This is a genomic window from Halomonas garicola (assembly GCF_031935715.1).
Lineage (GTDB): Bacteria > Pseudomonadota > Gammaproteobacteria > Pseudomonadales > Halomonadaceae > Vreelandella > Vreelandella garicola.
This window is the reverse complement of record NZ_JASSZF010000007.1, coordinates 1-15,757: the sequence shown is the minus strand read 5'-3', so window position 1 is coordinate 15,757 and position 15,757 is coordinate 1. Positions and strand designations below refer to the sequence as shown.

Annotated in this window: 12 protein-coding genes and 1 pseudogene; 5 read left to right on the top strand and 8 right to left on the bottom strand. The window is 64.8% G+C overall.

Annotated features, from left to right (window positions below):
• Positions 1 to 329: 329 nt before the first annotated feature.
• The 3 genes from RS027_RS04220 to RS027_RS04210 are packed head-to-tail and all read left to right on the top strand — an operon-like array spanning position 330 to position 2,388.
• Complete coding sequence (locus RS027_RS04220) at positions 330 to 1,523, top strand: NnrS family protein (protein ID WP_311954698.1); 1,194 nt, start codon at positions 330 to 332, stop codon at positions 1,521 to 1,523.
• A 32-nt stretch (positions 1,524 to 1,555) separates the two neighbouring features.
• The gene (locus RS027_RS04215; protein ID WP_311954697.1) at positions 1,556 to 1,945 is read left to right on the top strand and encodes a SirB2 family protein; all 390 of its coding nucleotides are present in this window, start codon (positions 1,556 to 1,558) and stop codon (positions 1,943 to 1,945) included.
• Positions 1,946 to 1,974: 29 nt separating this feature from the next.
• The gene (locus tag RS027_RS04210; protein WP_311954695.1) at positions 1,975 to 2,388 is read left to right on the top strand and encodes a YbaN family protein; all 414 of its coding nucleotides are present in this window, start codon (positions 1,975 to 1,977) and stop codon (positions 2,386 to 2,388) included.
• 22 nt (positions 2,389 to 2,410) lie between these two features.
• Here the strand turns inward: RS027_RS04210 and scpC are convergent, their stop codons facing one another.
• The 3 genes from scpC to RS027_RS04195 form a co-directional block, all read right to left on the bottom strand.
• Positions 2,411 to 3,949: a succinyl-CoA:acetate CoA-transferase ScpC gene (gene scpC / locus RS027_RS04205; protein WP_311954692.1), complete on the bottom strand. Its 1,539-nt coding sequence runs from the start codon at positions 3,947 to 3,949 to the stop codon at positions 2,411 to 2,413.
• 255 nt (positions 3,950 to 4,204) lie between these two features.
• Positions 4,205 to 4,618 (bottom strand): DUF7282 domain-containing protein, encoded by a 414-nt coding sequence (locus RS027_RS04200; RefSeq protein ID WP_311954689.1) that lies wholly within the window; start codon positions 4,616 to 4,618, stop codon positions 4,205 to 4,207.
• A 217-nt stretch (positions 4,619 to 4,835) separates the two neighbouring features.
• Complete coding sequence (locus RS027_RS04195) at positions 4,836 to 5,810, bottom strand: malate dehydrogenase (RefSeq protein WP_311954686.1); 975 nt, start codon at positions 5,808 to 5,810, stop codon at positions 4,836 to 4,838.
• 219 nt (positions 5,811 to 6,029) lie between these two features.
• Here RS027_RS04195 and RS027_RS04190 point away from each other — a divergent pair, with 219 nt between their 5' ends.
• Entirely contained in the window at positions 6,030 to 7,130 is a 1,101-nt protein-coding gene (locus tag RS027_RS04190; RefSeq protein ID WP_311954683.1) for an efflux RND transporter periplasmic adaptor subunit, read from the top strand.
• Positions 7,130 to 10,216 carry an efflux RND transporter permease subunit gene (locus RS027_RS04185; protein WP_311954680.1) on the top strand — a complete coding sequence of 1,029 codons (3,087 nt, stop codon included), beginning with the start codon at positions 7,130 to 7,132 and terminating at the stop codon, positions 10,214 to 10,216. The genes RS027_RS04190 and RS027_RS04185 overlap by 1 nt, the downstream gene beginning before the upstream one ends.
• On the opposite strand, the gene rsd is transcribed toward RS027_RS04185, so the two are convergent.
• The 5 genes and pseudogenes from rsd to RS027_RS04160 all read right to left on the bottom strand — a co-directional run.
• Complete coding sequence (gene rsd / locus RS027_RS04180) at positions 10,167 to 10,670, bottom strand: sigma D regulator (protein ID WP_311954677.1); 504 nt, start codon at positions 10,668 to 10,670, stop codon at positions 10,167 to 10,169. The two genes, RS027_RS04185 and rsd, sit on opposite strands and share 50 nt — an antisense overlap.
• Before the next feature lie 131 nt (positions 10,671 to 10,801).
• A complete protein-coding gene (locus tag RS027_RS04175; protein ID WP_311954673.1) occupies positions 10,802 to 11,299 on the bottom strand; it encodes a disulfide bond formation protein B in 498 nt (165 codons plus the stop codon).
• Entirely contained in the window at positions 11,296 to 12,936 is a 1,641-nt protein-coding gene (gene gshA / locus RS027_RS04170) for a glutamate--cysteine ligase (protein WP_311954670.1), read from the bottom strand. Before gshA ends, RS027_RS04175 begins: the two co-directional genes overlap by 4 nt.
• Positions 12,937 to 13,101: 165 nt before the next feature.
• Positions 13,102 to 15,477: a Tex family protein gene (locus RS027_RS04165; protein WP_311954667.1), complete on the bottom strand. Its 2,376-nt coding sequence runs from the start codon at positions 15,475 to 15,477 to the stop codon at positions 13,102 to 13,104.
• 175 nt (positions 15,478 to 15,652) lie between these two features.
• Positions 15,653 to 15,757 (bottom strand): annotated as a pseudogene (locus RS027_RS04160) (IS5/IS1182 family transposase); the annotation flags it as partial.

The following is a 15,757-nucleotide window of genomic DNA, read 5'->3' as shown; positions in this document are numbered from 1 at the left end:
TCTCGTGCTGTGCCGTTAGCGAGAAAAACCGAGATAGCTTCGCTTCGCTCGCTATGACACAGGAAAAATAGGTGCACGCTTCCCACTACTGTCGTCGCGAGGAGCGCAGCGACGTGGCGATCTCGTGGCTGCGGTGGCACGGTAAAGAAACCCCGAGATGGCCACGCTTCGCTCGCCATGACAGGTAAGTAAGTGGGCGCATGCTGCCCGCTACCTGTCATCGCATAGCTCTGGCTAGGCGCTGCAGCACATTGACGCAGATCATGCATTTCGAATGCGTTTTTCGTATGCTGAGACGCATTCCCCAGTAAAACCGTCAGGAATCGTCCATGAAGGAAACCACCTTACTTCGCCGCCTGCCGCTCATGCGCCTGGCGTTTCGCCCCTTTTTCCTGCTCGGTGCCGTGTTCAGCGTGCTGGCCCTGCTCGCCTGGCTGGCTTTCTGGCACGGCAACCTCTGGCTGTCGCCTTACGGCGGCATGTTCTGGTGGCACCCTCACGAAATGCTGTTCGGCTTTGGCAGCGCCATCATCGTCGGGTTTTTGCTCACCGCGGTGCAGAACTGGACCGGCCGGCCGGGCCTTGCCGGCTGGCCGCTTCTCGGGCTTGCCGCGCTGTGGCTTGGCGCGCGCGTGCTTTTAGCCTACGGCGCCTCGCTGCCGCCGGCGCTGCTGTTGGCAGTGGACGTAGCGTTTCTGCCCTGTGCGGCGATAGCCATGGCCCGGCGGGTGATTGCCGTGCGCATGTGGCGCAACCTGGCGTTTGTGCCACTGCTGGTAGCGCTTGCCTGCGCCAACGGCGCCATGCACCTGGGCGCGCAGCAGGGCGACGGCGCGCTGGTTCGCGAAGCCAGCCACTCTGCCATGCTGCTGATCGTTTTGGTTATGACGCTGCTCGGCGGGCGGGTGATTCCGTTCTTTACCTCGCGCAAGCTCGGGGTCGAACAGGCCTCCCGGCTGCGCCCGCTGGAAGCGGCCAGTCTGGGCGGCATTGTCGCCGTGCTGGTACTGCAGATACTCTCCGCTGCGGGGCTGGGGCTGGCTCACGCGCTGCTGGTGCCGGCGCTGCTGGTAGCGGCGACGGCCAACGCCTGGCGGCTGTCGCGCTGGTATCACGTCGGGATCCTGCGCGAGCCGCTGCTGTGGGGGCTGCACGCCAGCTACGCCTTCATTCCGCTGGGGCTTTTCATGTGGGCCATCGAGCACGCCGGCGGCCAACGGATCGAAACGGCGCTGCACGCGCTTGCCATCGGCGGCATGGGCACCATGATGCTGTCGATGATGTCTCGGGTATCGCTTGGGCATACCGGCCGTATCATCCGCACCCTGCCGGGTATCGGCATCGCCCTGGGACTGATGGTCTTCGCAGCGCTGATGCGCTCAGCGTGGCTATGGCTGTATCCGCAAACCAGCCACTGGGTTTATAGCCTGACCATTATCGCGTGGTGCATCAGCTATGTGGCCTTTCTCCTTTATTATGTGGTCCCCTTGGCGAGCCCGCGGCCGGACGGCAAGGCCGGCTAGCGCCGGAACACACTGACAACAGGAACGCCCCCATGGAAAGTTACTCCGCCCTTAAGCACCTGCACGTTACCGCAGCCTATCTGAGCATTATCTTCTTTGTGCTGCGGGCGTTCTGGTCGGTCAACGAAAACAGCGTGCTCAAGGCACGCTGGGTCAAAATTGCGCCGCATGTCATCGACACCGCGCTGCTGGCGTTTGGCGTGGCGCTTGCCGTGCTGCTCAACTTCTGGCCGCTGCCGGGGTGGCTTACAGCGAAGATCGTGGCGCTGGTGACCTATATCCTGCTCGGTACCGTGGCGATCAAGCGCGGCGCTACGCCGGCTAGCCGGGCGCTGTTTGCCGTTGCCGCCGTGGTGGTGTTTGCCTACATTCTGGGAGCCGCCAACCAGCACAGCGCGCTTTCCTGGCTTGCCGCCATGTAGCACGGCTGACCGCTCAAAGGAGGCTCGACATGCGTTTTGCCCCTCTAGCCTGGAGCGCACTGGCCTACCTTTGTATTGGCCTCGGCGCCGCCGGTATCGTGCTGCCGCTGCTGCCCACTACGCCGTTTCTGCTGCTGGCGCTGTGGGCCGCCACCAAAGGCTCGCCGCGGCTTGTCAACTGGCTACTGTACCACCCGCGCTTTGGCCCCTACCTCTATGCCTGGCGCGAACAGCGGGCTATCCCACCCCGGGCCAAGCTCACCGCCTATGCTCTGTTAGCCTTCAGCTTCGTTACGCTCTGGCTGGGCGGCGCCTCTCTCTGGCTGTTGGTTGCGCTGGCGCTTTTCTTCACCGGCGTGGCGATCTTCATCGCCACCCGCCCCGACGCTACTGCCACGCCGTCAAGGCCTACCGCCAACCCGCAGCGGCCGCCGCGCCGCTGAGTTTGCGCTGTTGACGCTCCGTTCAGGAAGCGGCGTCGGCGGTTTCTTCGCTGCGAAAACGGCGCATGTGGCCCTCTTCTTCCATGGCTATATGCCAGCCAAGCGCTTGCTCCAGGCAGTGCGGGGTGTGTCCGCCGCGCTTGCAGGCATCGGCAAAGTAGCGGCGCAGCGCCGGGCGGTAGGAAGGATCGACGCAGCGTTCGATGACCTGCACCGCGCACTCCCGCGGGGCCAGCCCGCGCAGGTCGGCGAGGCCGTGCTCGGTGGCGAGGATATCCACGTCGTGCTCGGTATGGTCGACGTGGCTGACAAAGGGCACGATGCTGGAAATATCGCCACCCTTGGCAAGCGATTTGGTGATAAACACCGACAGCTGGGCGTTACGGGCGAAGTCTCCGGAGCCGCCGATGCCGTTCATCATCCTGGTGCCGCCCACGTGAGTGGAGTTGACGTTGCCGTAGATATCCATCTCGAGCGCTGTGTTGATGGCGATAATGCCCAGCCGGCGGATAATGCCGGGATGGTTGGACAGCTCCTGGGGGCGCAGCACCAGGCGGTCGCGGTAGCGTTCGATATCGTTCCACACCCGCTCGCCGCACTCCTCCGACAGCGTGATAGAGCAGCCCGAGGCAAAGTCCAGCTTGCCGCTGTCGAGCAGGTCAAAGGTCGAGTCCTGGAGCACTTCGGAATACATCGTCAGGTGTTCGAAAGGTCCTTCGGCAAAACCGCTCATCACGGCGTTGGCCATATTACCGATGCCCGCCTGCAGCGGCAGCAGCGACGGCGTCAGGCGGCCAATTTTTACCTCGTCGGCAAAAAACCCGATCAGGTGGTCGGCAATGCGCTGGGTATCGGCATCCGGCGGCAGCACCGTTGAAGGACTGTCCTTGCCGCCGGTAATAACAATGGCGGCGACCTTGTCGGCATTCACGGGAATGTACGACGTGCCAATGCGCGTGTCCGGCGCCACTACGGGAATTGGCGGGCGCGTGGGGCGCATCTGCGGAATATAGATGTCGTGCAGCCCTTCAAGGGCTGCGGGCGCGTCGAGGTTGAGCTCGATCACGAGCTGCCGGGCCTGTTCGACATAGCTTGCCGAGTTACCTACCGACGTCGTCGGCACGATATGCCCGTCTTCGGTGATCGCGCAGGCCTCAATCACCGCCACGTCCATTTCCGCCAGCTGGCGATTGCGCAGAAGCTCCACCGTCTCGGACAGATGCTGGTCCATGAACATGACCCGGCCGTCGTTGATCGCCCGGCGCAGGGTGGCGTCCACCTGAAACGGCATACGCCGGGAAAGCGCGTTGGCCTCGGTCAGCAGCTTGTCCAGGTCGTTGCCAAGCGATGCGCCGGTCATCAGCGTGATGGAAAGCGGCTCGCGACCGGCCCGCTCGGCCAGCGCCCGGGGCACGGCCTTGGCTTCGCCGGCCCGGGTAAAGCCGCTCATTCCCACGGTCATGCCGTCCTCGATCAGCGCCGCGGCTTCCTCGGCGGTGCGCAGCCTGTCGCGCCAGCGGGGCCAGCGGCAGCGCTCATTGGCCAAATCCTCGTCAAACATGGGTTCTCCTTCAGCAGACACGTCGCGACGGCAACCGGGTCTGCCCCGCTGCCGCTTACCGCGGCGCATGATGCCATGCCACAGCGCAAAACGCCGCGTTTCACGACCAAAGTTGCACGGGGGATCGGCGTCTCGGGGCGGCCAAAGGCAGGGTACAAAAAAATGGCCCCGGCGGACCGGAGCCATTGCGTTACGCTGCGTTTACACCGTTTTGTCTACCTAAACCTGCATACGGCGGTGACAAACGCCGGAAAATTACTCGACGTCGACGGGGATAACCACGGGCTCACCGTCAGCCATCATGGGCGGATCCACGTCGGTAGAGCCTTCGCCGAACTCGTACTTGCCTTCTTCACCGGTATCCTCATGCAGCATGGCAAACACTTTATCACCGGACTCAAGCTCGCGGTCCACTTCGACGGTCACTTCATCCTGGCCGTCAATGGCGGCATGGCCGATGGACGCCGGAGCGACGGGCTTGCCTTCCTCGTTACTGTCGTGGATAACCACGAAGCCTTTCTCATCAGCCGTTACGCTGACGGTCACTTCATTGCCCGGCGACTGGGGGTCCGCCTTGAGGGACGGCCCGTCAGCTGCCATTGCCGTGCCTGCGGTGCCGGCGAGACCCAGTGCCAGCATCATCGAGAGGGAGACGTTGCGAAGTGTCATACGGTACCTCCTTGAGTAGCGCCCGAGTGTAAAGCATAAAGGGCGCTAGTTCGGTGCGGCAGGTCATTCTGCCGCTGCGCACTTTTCAAGCTAGACAACAAAGCGCGATCTGTACACGTCATTTTTCCATTTTCATATTGCCTGCTTTTTGCTGCCTCATTCTTACCGCCCCGACGGGGGAGAACCCGGCGAGGCCATCCGCGGCAAAGCCGGCCAATCAGCCCAGCAGGTGCTCTACCGCCGCGCGCTCTTCGCGCAGCTCATTTTCGGTAGCCTGCATTTTTTCCCGGCTGAAGGCGTCGATTTCGAAGCCCTGGACGATTTCATAGCTCCCACCCTTGCAGCGCACCGGGTAGGAATAGATGATGCCTTCCTCGATACCGTAGCTGCCGTCGGCGGGAATCGACATGCTGACGATGCCGTCGCTGCCCAGCGCCCAATCGTGCATGTGGTCAATGGCCGCCGCCGCCGCCGAGGCGGCCGATGAGGCGCCGCGGGCCTTGATGATCGCCGCGCCGCGCTGCTGCACGGTGGGGATGAAGTCGTTTTCGTACCAGTCGCGCTCGACCAGCTCCAGGGCCGGCTTGCCCTCAACCCGACACTGGGAAATATCCGGGTACTGGGTCGCGCTGTGGTTACCCCAGACGATCAGGCTTTCCACGTCGTTGACGTGCTTGCCGGTCTGCTGGGCCAGCTGGGTCATGGCGCGGTTGTGATCAAGGCGGGTCATAGCGGTAAACTGGCCGGCGTCGAGATCCGGCGCGTTGCACGACGCAATCAGCGCGTTGGTGTTGGCCGGGTTACCCACCACCAGCACCTTGACGTCGCGACTGGCATAGTCGTTGAGGGCCTTGCCCTGGACGGAGAAGATCGCCGCGTTGGCTTCCAGCAGGTCCTTGCGCTCCATGCCCGGGCCGCGCGGTTTGGAACCGACCAGCATGCCATAGTCGATGTCCTTGAAGGCGACTTCGGGATCGTCCGTGGCGACGATATCGCGAACCAGCGGGAAGGCACAGTCGTTGATCTCCATCACCACGCCGTTAAGCGCTTCCATGGCCTGGGGGATCTCCAGCAGCTGAAGTATGACGGGCTGATCCGGCCCCAGCATGTCGCCTGCGGCAATGCGGAAAATAAGCGAGTAGCTGATTTGCCCTGCACCGCCGGTAATCGCAATACGTACGGGATCTTTCATCATGACTCCTTGTTTGTTTCGCCTGGGGTGCGCCACGCCAAACGCTGCGACGCCCTGCTTTGATGTTAGGCGTCGCCAAGGCAAAAAACAATCAGTCAAGGGCCAGACCTTGGCCGTACAGAGTTGCGCCGGAGCCCCGCTATCGGGCAGGCTAAAGCGCTTCCTGTGGCGACCGAACAAACGGCCGTCACCATGATCCGAGCGAGAGACACAACGCCCATGCGGCAACAGCGATTTTCACGACTCCCTTTTTCCTACCTATTGGCAAGCCTGCTCCTGCTCGCTCTGGCGCTGTGGCTGGCGCTGGGGGATTTCAACGCCTTTCGCCGCGATGCCCCCGCCGACACCATTTCCGAACCCGCCCCCACGCGCGTTGAAATCCAACAGATAGAGAGCATGGACTACACGCCCGTCCAGGTGGTGCAGGGCGAGCTTGAAGCCGCCCGCGACGTCGCGCTGCGGGCAAGCGTCGAGGGCTTTGTCCAAGATAAGCCGGTCAAGCAGGGCGAGCGCGTCAGCCAGGGCGACACATTGCTGGTGTTGGATAACGACGCCCTGCCCGAGCGCCTCAAGGAGGCCCGGGACAACGTCGAGCTGGCCCGCGCGGAGCTTGCCGGTGCAGAAAAGCTGCGCCGCCGGGAGCTGATTGCCAAGTCCGAGCTGCTGCGCCGGCGCGCCGCGCTCAGCCAGGGCATCGCCGAGGTCGCGCGGCTGGAAAAGCAGCAGGCAGACACCCGCCCCCAGGCCCCCTTTGCCGGCCGGCTCGATCGCATCAGCGTGGACCTGGGCGAGCTGGTGCAGCCCGGTGAAGAATGGGGGCGGCTGATCGCGGACGACACGCTGAAAGGCATCGGCTGGGTCTCCCAGCAGGACGTGGGCCCGCTCGAAGAAGGCCAGCGCGTGACTGCCCGGCTGCTTAACGGCAACGCCCTGGAAGGCACGCTCACTCACGTGGCCAGCCGCGCCGAGGACGACACCCGCAGTTTCTACATGGAAGCGACCCTTGCCAACCCCGAGCACCGCGGGCTGGCCGGCGCCAGCGCCGAGCTCAGCGTCGAGCTGCCCACGCGCCGGGTGCATACGCTGTCCCCGGCGCTTTTGCGCCTGAACGATAGCGGCGAGCTCAGCGTGCGCCACGTCGGCGACGACGACTGCGTCAGGCAGTCCGCCGTCGAGCTGATCAGCGCCGACACCGACCGTGCCTACGTGGCCGGCCTGCCCGACCCCACCCGGCTGATTACCCTGGGCGCCGGGCTGGTCGAGCCCGACGACCCGGTCAAGACCGTGCCGGCGGACGGCGCCAATCAGGGTGAACGCTGATGCGCCAGCTGATCAACGCCGCGATGACCTATTCGCGCACCACCCTGATGCTGCTGGTGGGGCTTCTGCTTGCCGGGATCGCCGCCTGGCAGGTCATTCCCAAGGAAGCCAACCCCGACGTCACGATTCCCATCATTTACGTGTCGATGACCCTCGACGGCGTCAGCCCCGAAGACGGCGAGCGGCTGCTCATTCGCCCCATGGAACAGGAGCTGCGCGGCATCGAAGGGCTCCACAAGTTCACCGCTCAGGCAAGCGAGGGCCACGCCTCGGTGACGCTTGAGTTCGACGCCGGCTTTGACGCCGACACTGCGCTTTCCGACGTCCGCGAAAAAGTCGACATCGCCCGCAGCGACCTACCCGATGAAGCCGATGAACCCCGGGTCAACGAAGTCAACGTCTCGGAGTTTCCGGTGCTTACCCTGGGGCTTTCCGGCGAACTGGATCTGCGCGAGCGCGTCGCCGTGGCCCGGCAGCTCAAGGATGAAATCGAAGGCATCGCCGACGTGCTGGAAGTCGAGATCGCCGGCGAGCGCGACGACCTGCTGGAGATCGTCGTCGACCCGCTGGTGCTGTCGAGCTACCGGCTGGACTTTGACACCCTGCTCAACCGGGTGCGCAACAACAACCGCCTGGTCGCCGCCGGCAGCCTCGATACCGGCGCCGGGCGCACGCCGCTCAAGGTCCCCGGCATCATCGAAAACCTCGACGACGTCATGAACATGCCGATCAAAGTAGAAGAGGACCGCGTGGTCACCTTCGGCGACGTCGCCTGGATACATCCCACCTTCAAGGACCCCGACGGCTTTGCCCGAATTGCCGGCAAGCCCGCCGTGGTGCTGGAAATCTCCAAGCGCGCCGGGGCCAACATTATCGCCACCATCAGCGCGGTGGACGAGCTGATGGACACGGCCAGCGAGGAGTTTCCCGACGCGCTGAGCCTGACCACCATCCTCGATCAGTCGACCACCGTGGAAGACATGCTCGGCGAGCTTCTGAACAACGTGCTCACCGCCGTGGTGCTGGTGCTCATCGTGGTCGTGGCGGCCATGGGCTGGCGCACCTCGCTGCTGGTGGGGCTGACCATCCCCGGGGCGTTTCTCACCGGCATCATGCTGATCTGGGCGCTGGGTTTCACGCTCAACATCGTCGTGCTGTTTGCCCTGATCCTGGTCGCCGGCATGCTGGTAGACGGCGCCATCGTGGTCAGCGAGCTGGCCGATCGCCACCTGCGCGAAGGCATGGCCCCGCGCGAGGCCTGGCTTGCCGCCGCCACGCGCATGAGCTGGCCGGTCATCGCCTCCACCGCCACTACTCTGGTGGTGTTTCTGCCGCTGTTGTTCTGGCCCGGCGTGGTCGGTCAGTTCATGAAATACCTGCCGGCCACAGTGGTGCTGTGCCTGCTGGCGTCCCTTGCCATGGCGCTGGTCTTTCTGCCGACCCTGGGCAGCGTCTTCACCCGCCGCAGCGTCGCCTCAGCCGACGCCACCCCCGCCGGCGCCACCGCCTTTGGTCGCGGCTACCGGAAGCTGCTGGCACGGCTGCTCGGCCACCCGGGCTGGGTGGTGCTGCTGGCCGTGCTGCTGATGGGCGTGGCCTACAGCGGCTATGCGCGCTTCAACTACGGGGTGGACTTCTTCCCCAGCGTCGAGCCCGACAGCGCCCAGGTCCTGGTACGCGCCCGGGGCGACTTCTCGGCCGAAGAAACCGACGCCATCGTCAAACGGGTTGAGCAGCGCCTGGGCGGCATGGGCGAGGTAGAAGCGCTTTACGCCCGCTCCTTTGCCGTGCCCAACGAGCAGATGGGCAACGACGTCATCGGCGTGCTGCAGTTTCAGTTCATCGACTGGTACAAGCGCCGCCCGGCCCGGGCCATCCTTGACGATATGCTCGAGCGCACCGCCTCGCTGCCCGGCATCGTGCTGGAAACCCAGGAGCAGGAAATGGGCCCCACCAGCGGCAAGCCCGTGGTGCTTGAAGTCAGCGCCGCCGAGCCCGACAAGGCCAACCAGGCCGTGGATCAGCTCAAGCGCGCCATGCACGACCTGGGTGGCTTTATCGACATCGAAGACAACCGCAGCCTGCCGGGCGTGGAGTGGCGCATTAAGGTCGACCGCGAGGCCGCCGCCCGGCTGGGCGCCGACGTCACCACCGTGGGCAGCGCCGTGCAGCTTTTGACCAACGGGCTGAAAGTTGCCGAATACCGTCCGCCCACCGCCAACGACGAAGTAGATATCCGCGTGCGGATGCCCGAAGGCTGGCGCTCGCTTGACCAGCTCGAACGTCTCACCATCAACACCCCCCGCGGGCAGGTGCCGATTACCCACTTTGTCGATATCACGCCGTCGCCCCGGGTAGGCACGCTTAGCCGCATCGACGGCCGGCGGGCGATCACCGTCAAGGCCGACCTGGCGCCCGAGGCCCAGTCCGCCGAGCGCCTGGAGGCGCTATTCAATACCTTGGAAGGCACGCTGCCCGACGGCGCGCGGGTCAACGTCGCCGGCCAGCAGGAAGACCAGCAGGAAGCATCGCAGTTTCTGTTCAGCGCCTTCGCCGTCGCCATCGGCCTGATGACGCTGATTCTGGTCACCCAGTTCAACAGCTTCTATCAGGCTGTGCTGGTCCTCTCGGCGATTGTGTTTTCCACCGCCGGGGTGCTGCTGGGGCTTTTGGTCACCGGCCAGGCGTTTGGCGTGGTCATGGTGGGCATGGGGATCATTGCGCTGGCGGGCATCGTGGTGAACAACAACATCGTGCTGATCGACACCTACAACGAGCTGCGCCGGGGAGGCGAAACGGCAAACGAGCCGATGGCGCCGACGGCGGCGGCGCTGGAAGCGGGCTCCCTGCGACTGCGTCCGGTGCTGCTCACCGCAATCACCACGGTGCTGGGGCTGATGCCCATGGTGCTGGGGATCAACGTCAACCTGATGGCGCCGGCGCTGGGTTTCAACGCGCCCTCGACCCAGTGGTGGGGGCAGATGTCCAGCGCCATTGCCGGCGGGCTGACCTTCGCCACCGGCCTTACGCTTTTGCTTACGCCCTGTATGCTGGTGCTGGGCGAGCGCCGTCGCCGGGGAGGTTGACCGCGTGCAGCCGCGCGATCAGCTGATCTTCCAGAGCAAAGCGCTCGGCAAGCCCCCGGGCCAGGCGGTCAAGCCAGGCCGGCAGGCGCCCCAGGTTCTGCCGGCAGCGCACCGGACTTGAATAGTCGTCGTCGAACGCCAGGGTCAGCTCGGTCGACATTTCCAGGCGTTCGAGCAGCTTGCCGGCAAGCGCCAGCGCTGCGTGGTCGTCAAAGGCGCGGGCCTCCTTGGCGAGCTGCGGATAAACGCTGAAGTGCCCGGCGCTGATGTAGTCCATCAGGCGCTCGCTGAACGTGTCCAAATGCGCCTTGTCGACCTTGGAAAGCTCGGCATCGCAGCTCTCCTGAAGCACGATGAGGCTCTCCAGCAGCGCCCTGCGCTGCACTAGCCAGCGGTCGATGACGTCGTGCACACCGCCCCTGCGCTCCAGGGCATCGTTGCAGTGATCCAGCATGGCGAATCTCCTTTCCAGCAGCGGCGGCAACCTGCCGAAGGCCGCTTGACCCTGAGCAGACCAGACAGCCTGTCAGCCAGAGAGTCGCTTTTCCCCGCGCGGGTGTCAATTGCCGCCGCCCGCCGGGCCTTTCAACGCTTGGCGGCGCGCCACAGCATGGCAAGCGGAAACGCCGCCAGCACGATAAAACCGACCAGGGTCCAGGCCGGGAGCGAAACGCCCAGCAGCGCTGCGTCAACGTCGGCGCACTCGCCGGAGCCGGAAAGCACCGTGGCGATCACTTCCTGCATGGGCAGCACGTCGATCATGTAGTCAAGCCCCGGGCCGCAGCTGGGCACCTGGTCTGCGGGCAACGACTGCAGCCAGACGTGGCGCCCGGCAACGAACGCCCCGCCGGCCACGGCAACGAGCCCCAGCACGGCGTAAACGCTGCGACCGATGCGACCGCCAGGGTTATGCCCCGCCGCCACGGCCAGCGTAAGCCCGGCGGCGATGACGCCCACGCGCTGGAAAACGCACAGCGGGCAGGGTTCGAGTCCGCCGATATGCTCAAGCCCCAGGGCCACCGCCATCATCAACGCGCAGAACGCCACGCCGGCCAGGGGCAGCCACCCCCACGCCGGCCTCACCGGGCGGCTCCCAGGCTCAGCGGCGTTACCGCGTGGGACTCGCGCGCCTGGGCAAAGTAATCTTCCAGAAAGCGATCAAAGCACGGCTCGTCGGCGGCGTCCATGTCGCGCTGCTGCTGACGCGAGGTCACCGCCTGCTGTTCCATCAGGGCTTCCCGGGTGGTGGTGGCCGGCTGCTGGCGCAGCATGTCGGCCTGATCCCGGGCCAGCGACATCACCACGTCGGCGAAGGAGCCGTCCCCCTCGCGCAGCCGCTCAAGCAGCCGGGCGGAAGGCGTCAGCGCGGCATCCTGCAGCCGCGGGGCAAGCGCAGCGACGGCGTCCAGGTGCGGCGTACCGTCTTCGTCGGCATCAAGAAGCCCTGCCACCGGCTCCATCTCGGCGACGATCTGCTCGCCCCATTCGCGCAGGCTGATGGCGCCGCCGTCCTTGTTCAGACGCAGCGCCGGGTCCCGGCCGCGCTCTACCACCAGCCGGCGGTTGTCGTCCAGGTGGTCGCACTCCTCATCCGAAATCCACGGGCTTTCGCTGAGCAGGCACCACATGAGAAAGGTGTCCAGAAAGCGCATCTGGGGTTCGCTCACGCCTAGCGGCTCGAAGGGGTCAAGATCCAGACAGCGTACCTCGATGTACTCCACGCCCTGGGCCTCCAGCGCCTGGCTCGGGGTTTCCCCCGACCGGGCCACGCGCTTGGGGCGGATATCGCTGTAGTACTCGTTTTCGATCTGCAGGATATTGGCGTTGAGCTGGCGCCAGTCGCCGTCCACCTTCACCCCCTTGGCCTGATAGTCCGGCCAGGGCGTGGAAATGGCGTTGCGCAGCGTGTTGACGTAGTTCGACAGCGAATTGAAGCAGATCTTGAGCTGCTCCTGCACCGTATTCTGGTAACCCAGATCGGACATGCGCAGCGTCGTGGCGTAGGGCGCTATATAGGTATCGTCGCCCAGCGGCTCGAGCTTGGTAGGCACTTTCTTGCCGTCGAGAAAGCTCTTGTCGATGGCAGGCGACGCGCCGAACAGATAAAGCAGCAGCCAGCTGTGACGACGAAAATTGCGGATCAGGCTGAAATAGCGCGTCGACCGGTAGTCGTTGAACGCCGTATCGTCCTCGCTTTCGACTTCGCGCAGGGCCTGCCACATCTCATCGGGCAGCGAGACGTTGTAGTGCACCCCGGCAATGGCCTGCATGATGCGCCCGTAGCGCACGTCGAGCCCCTTGCGATACACGCGCTTCATGACGCCCGAGTTGGAGCTGCCGTAATCGGCGATGGGCACGCTATCGTTTCCCGAGAGCCTGGACGGCATGCTCGCCGGCCAGATCCACTCGCCCTCCAGGTGACGATAGCTGTAAGCGTGCAGATCAGAAAGAAACGCCATCGCTTCCCGGGGCTCGCTGAGCACCGGCGTGACGTATTCCAGCAGCGCTTCGGAATAGTCGGTGGTGATGTGCGGGTGAGTCAGCTTCGAGCCCAGCGCCTTGGGGTGTGGCGTCTGGGCAATATGGCCACTCGCATCCACGCGCAGCCCTTCTTTCTCGATGCCCCGGCGCAGGCGGCCAAGGCGCCCGTCGCGTGCCGCCGGCAGCAGCTTCTCGATGCGTTGGCCAAGCGTGGACGACACGGTGAGTGGTTCAGACAAGGGGTGCACTCCCAGTTAAGCGGCCCGCCGTCGCGGGCCTGAATGCCTGGTTCATCGGCTCGCCGTCGCGAGCCTGCATAAAAGCGTCAGGCTGTACCATCGGGGTACAGCCAAAAAACGGTTACGCGTAAGATATGATGCCTGGCTAACGATATTCAAGCGGTGTTACTTGCCGCCCCTGGCCTTCAGCAGCGCAGCGCCCAGCGCCCCGACGTCAGCTTCCTTGCTGTCTGCCTTGCCGCCGCGCGATCGGCGGCGGGATTTGTTGGCCCCGGCCTTGCCGTCGGCTGCGCTTCCGGCATTGCTGCTGGCGGCATCCGCCTTGTCCGCTTCCGGCTGGTCATCAAGGCGCATGGATAGCCCGATACGCTTGCGCGGAATGTCCACGTTCATAACCTTCACCTGAACGATATCGCCGGCCTTGACCACGCTGCGCGGGTCTTCCACAAAGCGGTGGGAAAGCGCCGAGATATGCACCAGGCCGTCCTGATGCACGCCGATATCCACAAAGGCGCCGAAGTGGGTGACGTTGGTGACGGTGCCTTCCAGCACCATGCCCGGCTCAAGGTCGTTCAGGGTTTCCACGCCTTCGCGGAACTCTGCGGCCTTGAACTCGGGGCGCGGGTCGCGGCCGGGCTTGTCCAGCTCGGAAAGAATGTCGGTGACCGTGGGCACGCCAAAGCGCTCGTCGGCAAAGTCGGCGGGCTTGAGCGCCTTGAGCGTGGCGCTGTCGCCGATCAGCCCCTTGAGTTCGCGGCCGCTCTGGCGGGCAATGCGCTCCGCCAGCGGGTAGGCCTCGGGATGCACGGCGCTTGCGTCCAGCGGGTTGTCGCCGCCGGTCACGCGCAAGAACCCCGCGCACTGCTCGTAGGTCTTGGGCCCCAGGCGGTTGACGTCCAGCAGCGCCCGGCGGCTGTTGAAGGTGCCGCGCCGGTTGCGCTCGGCGACGATATTGTCGGCAAGCGTGGATGACAGCCCCGCCACCCGAGAAAGCAAGGCGCTCGAGGCGGTGTTGAGGTCTACGCCGACGGCGTTCACGCAGTCTTCGATTACCGCCTCGAGGCTTTTGGACAGCTGCAGCTGGGAGACATCGTGCTGATACTGGCCCACGCCGATGGACTTGGGCTCGATCTTGACCAGCTCGGCCAGCGGGTCCTGGAGGCGACGGGCGATGGACACCGCGCCGCGCACGGTGACGTCGAGGACGGGAAGCTCCCGGGAGGCGTATTCCGAGGCCGAATACACCGAGGCGCCGGCTTCGGACACCATTACCTTGCTCAGCGGCTGCGAGGCTGACAGCGCCTTGACCAGCTCGCCGGCGAGTTTGTCGGTCTCGCGGCTGGCGGTACCGTTGCCCACGGCGATCAGCGCCACGCCGTGCTGCTTGACCAGGCGGGCCAGCTCTTCCAGGGATTCGCGCCAGCGGTTTTGCGGCGCGTGGGGGTAAATCGTGGTGTGGGCGAGAAACTGCCCCGTGGCGTCCACCACCGCCACCTTGCAGCCGGTGCGCAGCCCCGGGTCAATGGCCAGCGTCACCTTCGGCCCGGCGGGGGCGGCAAGCAGCAGATCCTGCAGGTTGGCGGCGAATACTTCGATGGCGGTAAGCTCGGCCTGCTCGCGCAGCTGCCCCAGCAGCTCGGTTTCAAGCGCAGTGTAGAGTTTCACCCGCCAGGTCCAGCGCACGACTTCGGCGAGCCACTTGTCGCCGGCGCGGCGGTCTTCAACGGCCGAGGCCAGCCTGATACCCACCTGCTTGGCAATCATGACCTGAGCCGGATGAATCGGCGCCTCGTCTTCGCCGGGCAGGCGAATGGCTAGGCTCAGCACGCCTTCGTTGCGCCCGCGAAACATCGCCAGCGCCCGGTGAGACGGCACCTTGGCCAGTTTCTCATCGTGCTCAAAGTAGTCGGCAAACTTGGCGCCCTCGCGCTCCTGACCGCCAAGCACCCGAGCGGAGAGCTCGCCTTCCTGCCACAGCCGTTCGCGCAGCCGGCCGATGAGCTCGGCGTCTTCGGCAAAGCGCTCCATCAGGATCTGCTTGGCGCCGTCGAGTGCGGCCTTGGCGTCTTCCACCGCCGGCGTCTCGCCCTCGGCTGGGCGCAGGTAGGCCTTGGCTTCCTGCTCGGGATCGAAGCCGGGGTCAGCAAGCAGCGCATCGGCGAGCGGCTCAAGGCCGGCCTCCCGAGCCATCTGGGCCTTGGTGCGGCGCTTTTTCTTGTACGGGCGGTACAGGTCTTCCAGACGCTGCTTGGTATCGGCGGCGTTCAGGTCGGCGGCAAGTTCAGACGTCAGCTTGCCCTGCTCGTCAATCGCGGCAAACACCGCCTCGCGGCGCTCTTCCAGCTCGCGCAGGTAGCGCAGGCGCTCGTCCAGGCGCCGCAGCTGAGTATCGTCCAGCGCGCCGGTGACTTCCTTGCGGTAGCGGGCGATAAAGGGCACCGTCGCGCCCTCGTCCAGCAGGCCTACCGTGGCGGCTACCTGGGCAGTGCGAACGCCCAGCTCATCGGCCAGGCGTTCCAGAATACGCTGATTGACATTCATATATCGCAACTAACTCATGCAGCAATGAAGAGGGCCACAAGGTACCACACTCGTCCGCGCCCCGCTTCCGGCAGCGGCAAACACGGCAGCGTCCCGAAACGCCGATACTGGCGACGCCTTGCAAGTGACCTACGTAACGATTAAAAAACCCTTCAGGCTAGGGCCTGTTGACGTTTCACATTGGTAGCCATAAAAAGCCGCATGCCAAGGCCACCATGCTTTCGTAATTTCGTTTGAGCTTATCGTAGCGCGTCGCAATGGCGCGATACGGTTTCAATCG